The sequence below is a fragment of the Pseudomonas lopnurensis genome (assembly GCF_015070855.1).
GTDB classification, from domain to species: Bacteria; Pseudomonadota; Gammaproteobacteria; order Pseudomonadales; family Pseudomonadaceae; genus Stutzerimonas; species Stutzerimonas lopnurensis.
The window spans coordinates 67,481-80,996 of the sequence record NZ_JADDIX010000099.1 but is presented as its reverse complement, the minus strand read 5'-3'; the positions used below and the strand labels follow the sequence as shown (position 1 = coordinate 80,996).

Annotated in this window: 10 protein-coding genes; all 10 read left to right on the top strand. The window is 63.3% G+C overall.

The genetic code is table 11. The features are described from left to right. Positions 1 to 1,043 precede the first annotated feature (1,043 nt). The 10 genes from IN820_RS21240 (at position 1,044) to IN820_RS21195 (ending at position 13,054) form a co-directional block, all read left to right on the top strand. A complete protein-coding gene (locus IN820_RS21240; RefSeq protein ID WP_207793731.1) occupies positions 1,044 to 1,760 on the top strand; it encodes a hypothetical protein in 717 nt (238 codons plus the stop codon). Between the two features lie 53 nt (positions 1,761 to 1,813). After that, positions 1,814 to 3,007: a DegT/DnrJ/EryC1/StrS family aminotransferase gene (locus IN820_RS21235; RefSeq protein WP_193682878.1), complete on the top strand. Its 1,194-nt coding sequence runs from the start codon at positions 1,814 to 1,816 to the stop codon at positions 3,005 to 3,007. Between the two features lie 11 nt (positions 3,008 to 3,018). Continuing rightward, positions 3,019 to 4,548 carry a lipopolysaccharide biosynthesis protein gene (locus tag IN820_RS21230; RefSeq protein WP_193682877.1) on the top strand — a complete coding sequence of 510 codons (1,530 nt, stop codon included), beginning with the start codon at positions 3,019 to 3,021 and terminating at the stop codon, positions 4,546 to 4,548. A gap of 3 nt (positions 4,549 to 4,551) precedes the next feature. Then, complete coding sequence (locus IN820_RS21225; RefSeq protein ID WP_193682876.1) at positions 4,552 to 5,484, top strand: glycosyltransferase family 2 protein; 933 nt, start codon at positions 4,552 to 4,554, stop codon at positions 5,482 to 5,484. A 47-nt stretch (positions 5,485 to 5,531) separates the two neighbouring features. After that, a complete protein-coding gene (locus IN820_RS21220) occupies positions 5,532 to 7,742 on the top strand; it encodes a polysaccharide biosynthesis tyrosine autokinase (RefSeq protein ID WP_193682875.1) in 2,211 nt (736 codons plus the stop codon). A gap of 31 nt (positions 7,743 to 7,773) precedes the next feature. Beyond that, positions 7,774 to 8,517 carry a WbqC family protein gene (locus tag IN820_RS21215; protein ID WP_193682874.1) on the top strand — a complete coding sequence of 248 codons (744 nt, stop codon included), beginning with the start codon at positions 7,774 to 7,776 and terminating at the stop codon, positions 8,515 to 8,517. A gap of 95 nt (positions 8,518 to 8,612) precedes the next feature. Further along, entirely contained in the window at positions 8,613 to 9,122 is a 510-nt protein-coding gene (gene rfaH, locus IN820_RS21210) for a transcription/translation regulatory transformer protein RfaH (RefSeq protein ID WP_193682873.1), read from the top strand. A gap of 63 nt (positions 9,123 to 9,185) precedes the next feature. After that, positions 9,186 to 10,496, top strand: a complete 1,311-nt coding sequence (locus tag IN820_RS21205; RefSeq protein WP_193682872.1) for a glycosyltransferase family 4 protein — start codon at positions 9,186 to 9,188, stop codon at positions 10,494 to 10,496. After that, a complete protein-coding gene (locus IN820_RS21200) occupies positions 10,390 to 11,688 on the top strand; it encodes a hypothetical protein (protein WP_193682871.1) in 1,299 nt (432 codons plus the stop codon). The genes IN820_RS21205 and IN820_RS21200 overlap by 107 nt, the downstream gene beginning before the upstream one ends. 25 nt (positions 11,689 to 11,713) lie before the next feature. Next, a complete protein-coding gene (locus IN820_RS21195; protein WP_193682870.1) occupies positions 11,714 to 13,054 on the top strand; it encodes a hypothetical protein in 1,341 nt (446 codons plus the stop codon). The last annotated feature ends 462 nt before the right edge of the window (positions 13,055 to 13,516 follow it).

Here is a 13,516-nt window from a genome sequence, read left to right as displayed (position 1 = left end):
GGGCTCATAACCCGAAGGTCGTCGGTTCAAATCCGGCTCCCGCAACCACTTCACGAAAAAGGCCACTCGATCGAGTGGCCTTTTTCGTTTCCGCCTACCGCCCAGCCTCATCAGGGCCGTGCGTCCGCTGGCAAATAAGCCAAGCCCCCCCCTGGCCTCATGCGAATGAATTAAATCCGCGAGTCTTCTCGCCATAGAACCCTGGATGCGGGTTATTACGTCTGGGCGCAAGAAAAGCGCCTTATAAAGCGAGACATTAACCGAGCATGGCGCTCAACTTAGCGTTTGCGGTAACGAAAGATAAATACTGTCAACGACAAGTGCCAGACTGGTCAGCTCTTGGGCATGAGCGATCCGTCAAAAATTTAACGCCTTTTAAAATCAACAAGTTATAAAGAATAAAAAACCGAAAAGCAGGAAGCAAACAAAAATTTGGCTGACCATCTTGACTTCGGTTTCGTTATGACGGATACCTATCGCCCACAGGGAGCAATACGTTGCAGAGCAGTTTAAGACCAACGGGAAAGGTCGAGTTTTGTAGCGAAAGAATTAAATCTCCTGCCTGATAAAGCAGCCATCGAAGTGTGCTGAAGCGGGCTCGTTCACCAGCAGCTTTTATAACGACCTCGGGCAAGTATCCAGAGTGCGGTAGCTTTGCCCAAACGGTCCGAAAAGCTGTCACGGACACGGGTTATAGAGTCCCGCCGAAATAGCAACGAGACAGGCTGTCACAAGAACTATCCAGTACGACATATACATGTCGATGGCGGTAGCTTTTCCTGAAGCTTTTTCAATTCAGAATACCGCCACTCCAGTCATTGCATGGCCTGCGCTAATCGGCCGATTCCGCCTGCGTCGCTTCGGAACGAATTTACCCTTCAAATACAGCCAGATAGGAACGGCAGGAGGCGCACTTTGCCATAAGTGACGACCTCATCTGCCGACCCACCAACCGTTTCACCCAGCCCTCGCGCAGGGAGATAATCGTGTTATCTATATTTCGCAGCCTTGAATATAAAGAAAAGGCACTGATTGCCTGGGAGATGAATCGGAAGGGCTATGCCTGCCTTCCCGAGTATTTAACTCCCCAGCAATTATCACAACTGCGCGAGCAAGTAGCCGAACAGGCATGTCTTCATCGGGGCGAATATTTCGCCCACCACGGCGGCGCGGAAGTGGCCAGTTCGTTGCTGGCCGTGCTGGGAGCGGCGCCGGAGTTCCAGGGCCTGCTGGCCGACATCTATCAGCTCGGCGCGGGTGAGCCGGCACACAGCGACAGGATCTACCTGGTGATGCGCTGCGTACAAGGCCAGACGGGACGCAAGGAATCGAACTGCTTCCACTTCGACGCCTCGCTGGTCACGGCCCTGCTGCCGGTGGAAATTCCCCAGGAGGGGGACGAGTGCGGCGACCTGCTTCTTTTCCCCAACCTGCGCCGGATCCGCTCGAATGCGCTGCTCAACGTGCTGGAAAAGGCCCTGCTGCAGAACCGCCTGAGCCGCAGGCTGATCACCCGGGCGATCCACCGCGGCCTGCTCAAGCCACAGCGTCTGCAACTGATTCCAGGCAACCTCTATCTGTTCTGGGGCTACCGCTCCCTGCACGCCAACGAGCCCTGCAACCCGGCCACTCTCCGGGCCACCGCCATCTTCCATTACGGCGACCCCCACGCCGGCAGCCTGCTGACCCGCATGATCCTCGCGCACAACCAGCGCCGGGCGCGGCGGGCCAGCACCATTGGCGAACAGCAGCCGGTCTGATCGGGCTGCTTAGCCCGGCCCGACCGTGATGAATCTCCGATAAGGAAATCCCCATGATCAATGTGACCAAGTCCTACCTGGGCGACAAAGACAAGTTCAAGGCTTACGTGGATGGGATCTACAACTCCGGATGGCTCACCAATCACGGTCCCCTGGTAACCGCCCTCGAGCAGCGCCTGAAAGACTACCTCGGGGTCCGGAACATCATTCTCACCAACAACGGAACCATCGCCCTGCAGATCGCCTACCGGGCGCTGGAGATAACCGGCAGCGCGGTCACCACACCGTTCAGCTTCGTCGCCACCACCAGCTCGCTGCAGTGGGAAGGCATCAGGCCGATTTTCGCCGACATCGATCCGGCGACCTGGAACCTCGACCCGAGCCAGATCGAGGCGAACATGGCCAGCGACACCACCGCCATCGTCGCCACCCACGTGTTCGGCAACCCCTGCGACGTCGAGCGCATCGAACAGATCGCCCGCAAGCACAACCTCAAGGTCGTCTACGACGGTGCTCATGCCTTCGGCGTACGCCACAGGGGCCGATCGGTCTACAACTGGGGCGACATCAGCACCCTGAGCTTCCATGCGACCAAGCTGTTCCACACCATCGAAGGCGGCGCGATCGTCACCAATGACGACGCTCTCGCCGAGCGGGTGCGCCTGCTCTGCAACTTCGGCATCGTCGATACTGACAGGATCGAAGGCATCGGCATCAATGCCAAGCTCAACGAGTTCTCCGCCGCGATGGGCATGTGCGTACTCGACGATATCGAGCTGATCCTCGAACGCCGCGCCGAAATCGGCCACCGCTACGAGAGGCGCCTCGGCGACTACTTCGAGTTGCAGAAGCCGCAGCCGCACGCGCAATGCAACTACAGCTATTTCCCCGTTGCCCTGGCGGACGAGAAGCAGTTGCTGCACTGCCGCAGCCAATTGAACGAGAACGGTATCAACCCGCGCCGCTACTTCTACCCCTCGCTGGACACCCTGGAGTACCTGCAGCCGCAACTGCCACAGCCACGCTCGCGGGCGCTGAGCCGGAAGGTGCTGTGCCTGCCGATCTACCCCGGGCTGCCTCGCAAGGTACAGGAAAAGGTGATGCAGACGCTGATCCAGGAATCGATCCACAGCACGCAGTCCAGCCGAATCCTGTTGCGGCCGCTCGTCGAGGCACTGGGGATGCTGACCGTCGCAGAGCACCTGCCCAGCGTGAGCGCCGACGCATTTCCCGACCAATCCAGGTAAGCCATCGCGCCATGTCCGATCCCAAGCGGTTGTCGGTGTTACGCAACACCGGCCTCAATTATCTCGGCCAGGCCTATGCCCTGCTGATCGGCATCCTGATCCTGCCGTTCTACCTGGGGCACCTGGGTGCCGAAGCCTATGGCCTGATCGGCTTCTTCGCCGTGCTTCAGGCCTGGCTGCTGCTGCTCGATGCGGGCATGTCGCCGGCACTGGTGCGGCAGGTGGCGCACTACCGCGGCCAGCACGAGGACCTCGCCCGCGGCGGCGAAGCCGGCCGCCTGCTGCGCTCGTTCGAACTGCTGCTGTTGCCCATAGTGCTGACCGCCTGCCTCGCCATCCATCTGGCCAGCGGCTGGATTGCCCAGACCTGGCTGCAGGCCCGCGAGCTGGATACCGATACGATCGGGCAATGCATCAGCCTGATGGGCCTGATGGTCGGCATGCGCCTGTATGCAACCCTGTACAAGAGCGGCCTGCAGGGGGTGGAGCTACACGGCTGGCTGAACGCGACGAACATGCTGATCGCCACCCTGCGCTATTTCGGCGGGCTGTTGCTGGTGGCCTACGTGTCCCAGGAGCCACTGGACTTCTTCGTGTTCCAGGCCGTGGTTGCCCTGGTGGAAGTCCTCGCCTTCGCCGCCAAGGCCTACGCCCAGTTGCCCAATCCCGGTCTGTTCGGCGGCCTGGACTGGCGGGTGGTCAAGCCGGTGCTGCCGTTCGCCGGCGGCATGTTCTTCACCTCGCTGCTGTGGATCGCCCTGACCCAGCTGGACAAGGTGCTGCTGTCCAGGGTGCTGCTGCTCGAGGAATACGGCTACTTCTCGCTGGTGGCGCTGATCACCACCGGCATCATGACGCTGACCAACCCGCTGGTGCAGGCACTGCTGCCACGCATGACCATGCTGGTCGCCGAGGGACGGATCGCCGACATGGAGGCGCTCTACCTCAACGCCAGCCGCTTCGTCTGCAGCCTGCTGTTCCCGCTGGCGGCGGTGATCGCCTACCACGCCAGAGCGCTGATATTCGCCTGGACCGGCGACCCGCTGGCCGCCGACTGGAGCGAATCCGTGCTGGCCTGGTACGTGCTGGGCAGCGCCCTGATGGCCGTAGGCTCCTTTCAGTTCTACCTGCAGTACGCCTATGGGCAGCTGCGACTGCATATCTGGTACAGCGTGATTTCCACCGCCCTCAGCATTCCGCTGGTGGTCTACGCGACGCTCGCCCACGGCGCCCATGGGGCCGCACTGGCGTGGTTCTTCCTGCGCCTGGCGACCTTCCTGGCCTGGCCGCCGGTGGTGCACCGGCGCTTCGCCCCCGGCCTGCAGCGCATCTGGCTGCTGGACCTGCTGCGGATCGGCGCGATGACCGCCCTCGGGCTCGCGCTCGGCGAGCCGCTGTTCGCCCTGCTCGTCAGCGACGACCGTTTCGACATCCTGGTGGCGCTGGCTGCGAGCGGGCTGGTCTGCCTGTCGCTGGTGGCTGCCAGTTCAAAACCCCTCGTCACGAAATTGTACGTACTGATAACCAAACCGAGCGTCTGAAAAATGGAATTGAAGAACGAGCAAGCCTTGATGGAACAATGGGGCGCCAAGACCGAGCCGTTGCTGAGCATCGTCTGCCTCGCCTACAACCACGCCCCTTTCATAAGGAAGACGCTGGAGGGATTCCTCCAGCAGGAAACGGATTTCCCCTTCGAGGTGATCGTCCATGACGACGCCTCGACCGATGCCACCGCCGCGATCATCGCCGATTACGCGGCGCGTTATCCCGCCATCATCAAGCCGATCTACCAGACGCAGAACCAGTACAGCCTCGGCGTGCCGTTCAGCACCCGGCTGTTCGCCCGCTCCGCCGGCAAGTACATCGCCTACTGCGAGGGCGACGACTACTGGACCGACCCACGCAAACTGCAATTGCAGGTGGACTTCCTCGAACGGCACCGCGACTACGTGATGACCTATCACGATGCCTTCATATTCAACAGTCAGGGGATCATCCAGACGCCGCAGCTCACCGGCAAGTACCGCAAGGACGCCACCGCGCTGGAGCTGATGCAGGGTCGCCCGGTGTCGACGCTGACCGTGTGCTTTCGCAACCTGATCCAGGAGCTGCCGCCGGAACTGCTGGGCGTGGAGGTGCTGGACATCTGCTGGTGGTCGCTGCTCGGCGCCTATGGCAAGGGCAAGTTCATGGAAGAGATAAGCCCGGCCGCCTACCGTGTCCACGAAGGCGGCATCTTCTCCATGCGTTCGAGCAAGCAGCGCATCCAGATGGCCATGCATGCCCATTACTCGCTGGCCCGCTACTACAACCGCATCGGCAACCGCGCGCTCTACGAGTACTTCCTGATCCAGGTATTCGGCGAATGCCTCTCGCTGGTTTCCCCGCTCAGCAAGCTCCAGGCGCTTTCCAGCATCGCCCAGAACATCGGCCTCAACCTGCTGCGCAGGCTGAGCCCGAAGCCGGCCAGAAGCTGAGCCCGCAACGAAGCCCACCGCCATCGCACCATGAGGAAGGACGCCCAATGACTGCCCTGACCCGCTCTTCGCTGGAATACGACGCGGATAATCGCATCGATCTCGCCGGCATCATGCGCACCGCCTACGACCACAAGGCCCTGATCGTCGCCATCACCGGACTGTTCGCCGCGCTGGGCATCGCCTATGCCATCGTCGCCACGCCGATCTACCAGGCCAGCGCGATGATCCAGATCGAGCCGAAGAAAGGCGCCATCACCGGGGTCCCGGAGATCGTTCCCAGACCCGACTCGGTATCCCAGGCGACCACCGAAATTTCCCTGCTGAAATCCCGTGCGGTACTGGGCAAGGCGGTGGAGGAGCTCAAGCTGTACATCACCGCCAAGCCTCGCCATTTCCCCCTGATCGGCGCCTACCTGGCGCGCAGGCACGACCCGGCCACCGATGGCGCCCTGGCTGCGCCGCTGTTCGGCCTGGACGGCTACGCCTGGGGCGGCGAGAAGCTCGAGGTGTTCCAGCTGGACGTTCCCGAGGACTATCTCGGCGAGAAACTGACCCTGGTTGCCGGCGATGCGGGCAACTACAGCCTCCATGACGACGAAGGGCAACTGATCCTCCGCGGCCAGGTCAACCAGGCCGTGGACAGCAAGGGTTTCAAGGTGCAGATCGCCGAACTGGCCGCGCGTCCCGGTACCGAGTTCGAGCTGATGCGCAATCGCCCGCAGACCACCGCGCTGGACTACCAGGACCGCCTGAAGGTCGGCGAAGCCGGCAAGGACTCCGGGATCATCTACATGTCCCTGGAAGACCCGGACCCGCAGTTGGCCAACCGCGTGCTGGATGAAATCGGCCGGCTCTACGTCCACCAGAACATCCAGCGCAGCTCTGCCGAGGCCGCCCAGCGCCTGGAGTTCCTTCGTTCGCAACTGCCCCAGGTGCGCAAGGAACTGGAAAAGGCCGAGGCCGCGCTGAATGCCTACCAGACCGGCGCCAAGTCGGTGGATATCAGCATCGAGACCAAGGGCGTGCTGGATCAGATCGTCGCGCTGGAAACACAGCTCTCCGAGCTGACCCTCAAGCGCGTGGAGTACGACCGCCTGTACACACGCGAGCATCCGATTTACCGCACGCTGATGACTCAGATGAACGAGTTGCAGGCACAGAAGGCCCAGTTGCTGAAGAAAGTCGACGCCCTGCCCATGACGCAGCAGGAGTTGCTGCGCCTCAAGCGTGACATGGAAGTCACCACCCAGACCTATACGCTGGTGATGAACCAGGCCCAGGAGCAGGACATCGTGCGTGCCGGCACCATCGGCAACGTGCGGATCATCGACAACGCCTACTCGATGATCGAGAAACCCTCCAAGCCGGTGCGCCCGCTGGTGGTGGCGCTCGCCACCTTCGTCGGCCTGCTGGTTTCGGCGATGGTGATCCTGTTGCGCCAGACCTTCTACCGCGGCGTGGAAAGCCCGGACGCGATCGAGAAGCTCGGCGTACCGGTGTATGCCGGCCTGCCCTACAGCAGCAGGCAGGAGCAACTGGCGCGGATCCGCAAGGTGCGCGACGGCAAGACCAAGCTGCTCAGCCTCGTCGAACCCGGCGACCTGGCCATCGAGTCGCTGCGCAGCCTGCGCACCAGCCTCAAGTTCGCCATGCTCGAGGCGCGCAACAACGTGCTGATGATCACCAGCCCGACACCCTCGGTAGGCAAGTCATTCGTTTCCAGCAACCTCGCGGCGGTCATCGCCCAGACCGGCCAGCGGGTGCTGCTGATCGACGCCGACATGCGCCGCGGCTACCTGCACACCCTGTTCGGCATGTCGCCGCGCAACGGGCTGTCGGACGCACTGGCCTCCGGCCTGAGCCTCGCCCAGATCATCAACCGCACCGAGCAGCAGAATCTGCACTTCATACCTGCCGGGTTCGCCGCGCCGAACCCCTCCGAACTGCTGATGCACGACAACTTCGCCAAGCTGCTCAAGGAAGCGGAGAAGCTCTACGACTTCGTCATCATCGATACGCCCCCGGCGCTGGCGGTCACCGATGCGGTGCTGGTCGCCCAGCAGGCCGGCACCAACCTGCTGGTCGCCCGCTTCGGCCTGAGCACCAGCGCGCAGATCGAGGCCGCCAAGCGCCGCCTCGCGCAGAACGGCGTACTGCTCAAGGGCGTGATTCTCAATGCCGTCAGGCGCAAGGCATCGACTTCGCCCTACGACAGCGGGGCCTACGGTTACTACAGCTACACCCCGAAAGCCTGAATCAAGGAACCACCCGCCAAGGAGATGTGCCGTGCTCAGAACCGTCGCGATGATGCAGCCCTACCTCTTCCCATATCTGGGCTACTTTCAATTGATCGCCCGTAGCGATGTCTTCGTGCTGGGCGACGACCTGCAATACGTGAAGGGCTCATGGATGAACCGCAACCGGGTGCTGGTCAATGGCCAGCCCAAGCTGATCACCTTCCCGCTGAAGAAGGGCCACCTGACCGAATGCATCAATCGGCGCTGGCTCTGCGACGACTTCGAGCGGGAGGCCGACATACTGATGAAGATGCTCGAACGCTGCTACGCCAAGGCACCGCAGCGCGATCAGGTGCTGCCGCTGCTTCGCGGCATCCTGCACCACCCCGAGCGCAACCTGGCGCTGTTCACCGAACATTCGATTCGCAGCCTCTGCGCCTACCTGGACATCAAGACGCCGATCTACAGCGGCTCCAGCCTCGGGCTTCCGGCCAGGATGGACATGCAGGAGCGGGTCATCCAGATCGTCCACCGCATGGACGGCGAGCTGTACCTCAACCCCATCGGCGGCCTGGAGCTGTATTGCCCCGCTCGCTTTCGCGCCGCGGGCCTGTTGCTGCGCTTCCTGCGCATGGACGACATCACCTATGCGCAGTTCAAGCATCCATTCGTGCCCTCGCTGTCGATCATCGACGTGTTGATGTTCAACAGTCGCAACGAGATCAAGGAACTTCTCCAGCGCTTTTCCGTGGTGGAAGGCCAGGAGAAGAGAGCCACACTGAGCCCGGCGTGATCGCCATGCAGACTCGGCAGGCCAACAAGGGTCTGTTGATGTTTCATCGCGAGCCGTGTTGCAGCGTCAATAGACCCTAGGGAAAGGAGCGCCTCATGTCACCGAACAATGCGCCACGCTGGTACCTGATCCAGACCAAACCACGACAGGAAGCCCGCGCCGAGGAGCACCTGCGCCGCCAGCACTTCGAATGCTACCGGCCACTCAAGAGCCATCCGCCGTTACGCCCCGGACAGCATGCCAGGACCGATGAAGCGCTGTTCCCCGGCTACCTGTTCATCCGCCTCGATTGCGTCCAGGACAACTGGTATCCGATCCGTTCGACACGCGGCGTCAGCCGCGTGGTCACCTTCGGTGGCCAGCCGATACCGGTACAGGACGAACTGATCGAGCAGCTGCGCCGTCGCCTCGCGCAGCCCCAAGGCACGCCGGCCGCGGCGTTCAAGCCCGGCGAGCGGGTACAGATAAGCGGCGGCAGCTTCAGCGATATCGAGGCCATCTTCGTCAGCAGCGACGGCGAGGAGCGCTCGGTCATCCTGCTCAACCTGTTGCAGCGCGAGCAGAAGGTCCGGGTGCCGACCCGCTATCTCCACTGCTTCGCCTGACCCAAGCGGAGCACCGACAAACGCTCCAGAGCTCTCCGAAAGGCTCAAACAGCGAGTCAAACGATGAAGATCCTATTCCTCAATGCGTTCTACGCCCCGCATATCGGCGGTGGCGCGGAAGTCATCCTTCGCCGGTTGGTCGAGGGGCTGCAACGCCGCGGGTGCAAGGTGGTGGTACTGGCCACGGGACCGGAAGCGGGCCTGCACCTGCAGATTCAGGACGGTGTACCGGTCTACCGCGCCGGACTGGAAAACGGCTACTGGCATTACACCCAGCAGCGCCCGCCGCGCCTCGCCCGACTCGTCTGGCATTACCGCGACCGCTACAACGCCGGCATGCGCCGCTACGTGCGCGAAGTGATCGCCCGCGAAAAACCGGACATCGTGGTCGGCAACAACCTCACCGGCTGGTCGATTTCCACCTGGGACGAAGTCAGCGCCGCCGGCCTGCCCATCGTCCAGGTGTTGCATGACCTGTACCTGCTCTGCCCGAAGGACACCATGTACAACCACGGCAAGAGCTGCCAGCGCCAGTGCGGCCTGTGCTCGGCCCTGCGCCTCGGCCATGCCGCCGCCTCGGCGCAGGTGTCGGCGGTGATCGGTGTCAGCCGTTTCGTGCTCGAGCGCCTCGTCGACCAGGGCTATTTCGCCCGTGCCCGCCAGCACGTGGTGCACAACTGCACGCCGGCGAATCCCGCCCAGGACGACACGCCGAAGAAGCGCAGCAACTTCCCGCTGCGTTTCGGCTACATCGGCACGCTTTCCGAGAACAAGGGCGTCGGCTGGCTGATCGAGCAATTCCAACGGCTGGGGATAGACGCGCGGCTGGACATCGCCGGGCGCGGCAAGCTGGACTATGAGGCCGAGCTCAAGGCCATGGCCGACCCGGCCAAGGTCAGCTTCCTCGGCTACTGCGACACCGACCGATTCATGCGCAGCATCGACGTGCTGGTGGTGCCCTCGCGCTGGGCCGAGCCGTTCGGCCTGGTGGCCGTCGAAGGCTGCGCCAACCACCTGCCGGTCATCGCCACCAACATGGGCGGGCTGCCGGAGATCATCCGCGACGAATTCAATGGCCTGCTCTGTTCGCCGGACGATCCGGATTCGCTCGGCACCGCCATGCTCTGGCTATACATCGATGGCGCCTTGCGCCAGAAGCTGGCCAGCCAGGCCCGTGCCAGCGTCCTGCCGATGCTGGATATGGAACGCATGCTGGACCAGTACCAGGCCATCCTGCGCGAGACTCTTCAGGGAACGAGAACCCACCATGAACCAGAGCCTGCTGATCACCCCGCGACGCCGCGACTCGAACCCGTTGGAATTCGACAAGCCGACGCTGCTGACGCTGGTCGTCGCCTCGCTGCTGCTGACTGAGACCTTCTCCGGCGCGCTGCGCTACTACTTCGACATGCTGGGCATCTCCTGGCTGCTGTACCTGCCGAAAGTCGCCTGTCTCGCCGCGCTGAGCCTGGAATTGCTGCGCTACCGTGGCTGGCCGCTGTTCTGGCTGGTGCTGCTCGGGCTGGTCACCTCCAGCCAGCTGGCGCTGATGCACGGCGCGGACCTGCGCAACATCGGCTTCAGCCTGTTCATCTACATTCCGCTGTTGTTCGGCCTGATCTGCGGCCGCCATCTGGAACTGCGCCTGCCCCTGCTACGCAGGGTCATCGGTTTCTGCCTGCTCGCGTCCTTCGTCGGTATCGCCCTCGACCTGCTCACCAGCGTGCCGTGGAAGGGCTACAGCTACATGGTCGGCGAGGTGGAGCTGAGCGCCAACCGTTCCTGGACGTTCGACGACATCGACCGCATCGGCGGCTTCGCCCGCATGTCCACCGCCCTGTCGGTGATGATCGCGGTCTACAGCCTGTTCCTCGCCGCCTTCATCCGCTCGCGACCGCTCAGGCTGGCGCTGTACGTGGCGGCGCTGATCGCCATCGTGCTGACCACCAACAAATCCACCGCGGCGGCCTATGTGCTGACCCTGCTGATGTTGATCGTCACGGCGTACCGCTTCGCCAGCGCCTCGGCGTTTCTCGTCGCGGTGCTGATCGGCCTGCTGCTGCCGGCCACCAGCCTGGTGCTGAGCCTGGATGCCAACGCGGCCAACAACGGCACGCTGCTGGCGTCCTTCGCCGACCGGCTGATCAACAGCTGGCCGAACTTCATCGCAGTGATCACCGGCGAAGGCTGGGGCTGGTGGGGCGCCGGCTTCGGTGCGGTGGGCAGCGCCGGCCAGGTCTACCCGGTGCCGGGCCTGGCGCTGCTGAACATCGCCGACAACACCGCGCTGTATCTCTGGGGAATGCTCGGCGTATTCGGCGTGCTGCTGTACCTGCTGGCATTTCCGCTGCTGCTGCGCCTGCATGAGCGTGGTCCGCGTCTGCGCAACGCGCTGCTGCCCATCGTCTTCTGCATCTGCCTGGTGGCCTGGGCCACCGATGTCCTGGAGGTGACGACCGCCACGCTGTTCCTCGGCCTGGCCATTTCCCATGTGCTGACACCGGCACGGGCGCCGGCCGGCATTCTGGCGGCGCAGCGACTTCCCGAACTGCAGCGCCTGAACTGAGAACGAACAGTCACGGATGGTTCACATGACGATACGTTTTACCCTGCACGCAGCGCTGCTCGGCGGGCTGTTCGGGCTGGCCCTGGATGGCCAGGCCCAGCCTCTCGAGGAACCCTTCACCGTCGGCGTCTGCGCCCACGAACTGCACAAGGGCGACCCCAGCGGTCGCGCCTACGCGATGATGCGCGATGCCGGCATCACCTCCGTGCGCACCGATGCCCACTGGGCCTATGTCGAGCGCCAACGCGACCGGCTGAAGGTCGACCCGTCCTGGCCGCGCTATCTGAAGGAAACCGCCAGGCATGGCCTGAACACCCAGTTCATCCTCGGCTACGGCAACCTGCACCACGGCAAGGGCGAGAAGCCGCGCAGCGAGCCGGTCAGGGTGGCCTTCAACCGCTACGTCGACTTCATCGCCAACACCTTCAAGGGCCAGGTGGCGTACTACGAGGTCTGGAACGAGTGGGACGTGGAAGACCCGCACGACCCACAGTTCACCCAGGATTATGCCCGCCTGATCGCCGATGCGGCGGGCATCATCCGCCAGCGCGACCCGGACGCCAAGGTGCTCGCCGGGGCCGTGACCACCCAGGGCATCGAATCGGGCTTCGCCCTGCGCCTCCTGGAAAATGGCGTCATGCAGTCGCTGGATGGCCTGTCCCTGCACCCCTACGTGCACTGCCGGGGCTGGCGACATAACACACCGGAAGCCTGGATCGAGTGGATGGCCGAAGTCGACAAGACGCTGACCCGCGCCGCCGGGCGGCCGGTGCCGCTCTACCTGACGGAAATGGCCTGGCCGTCGCACCAAGGCGCCTGCGGCATCGACGAGACCCTGCAGGCGGCCTACCTGGCACGCAGCTTCTTCCTGGCCAGGACGCTGCCCAACATCAAGGGCATGTGGTGGTACGACTTCAGGAACGACGGCACCGACCCGCGCGAACGCGAACACAACTTCGGCCTGGTCCGCCAGGACTTCACACAGAAGCCGGCCTACCCGGTACTCGCGGCCATCAGCGAGATCGTCAGCCAGTATGCGTTTCGCGGGCGTGTCGAGCATGCCGCCGCGGATGTGGTGCTGCTGCGTTTCGCCCGTGGCGATGACGACCTGCTGGTGGCCTGGAGCGCCGGCAAACCGCGTTCGATCGAGTTGCAGTCCGAGAGCGGGGCTGGCCGGCTTGCGCTGATCGATACCGCACAGCCCCGGCACGGGCGGGTTACCACCGATACTCGCTGGACGTGCCCGGCCAGCGGCGGCGCCTGTAGCGTGACGGTGAAGCTCGACGGCTTTCCCAAGATCGTCAGCATGCGGCCGGTGCCGGCCGAGCAACGGGGAGCGGCGGGGGTGGAGCTTGAGGAGCGTTGATGGGAATTGGGGTTGATGCTGCTGGTTGGATGTTTGATTTTCAAAGCCATTAGCGAGTCGCTTGATGGCTTGGTTTCGCCCTGCTGGGCGAGGCCCTTTTGGCAATCGTCCGGATGGCCGGCCAAAAGGAACCAAGAGGTCTTGCCCCTGCATCCGCTCCGGCTGCGCCGGGGTTCGTTACTCGCTTCGCTCGCCCTTCGGGCCGTGCTGCTGTTACTCCACTACGCTCCGTTTCGCTCCATCGCCGCTCCGGGGGGCGGCTTACAGGGCCATCCCTGGCTCTTTAAGCATGAACGCCGAGTCCTTCCGCCGCATCCCTGCGGCTCACCCCTACACAACGATTCCATTCCCCCTCCTGCAGGGGCGTTTGGTGCTGCCGCGCAGGGTGATACGAGGCAGGACGCCGAACAAGGAACGAAGGACGGACCACCGAGGTAGGCACGTCCCTTCGTGACGGCGCCC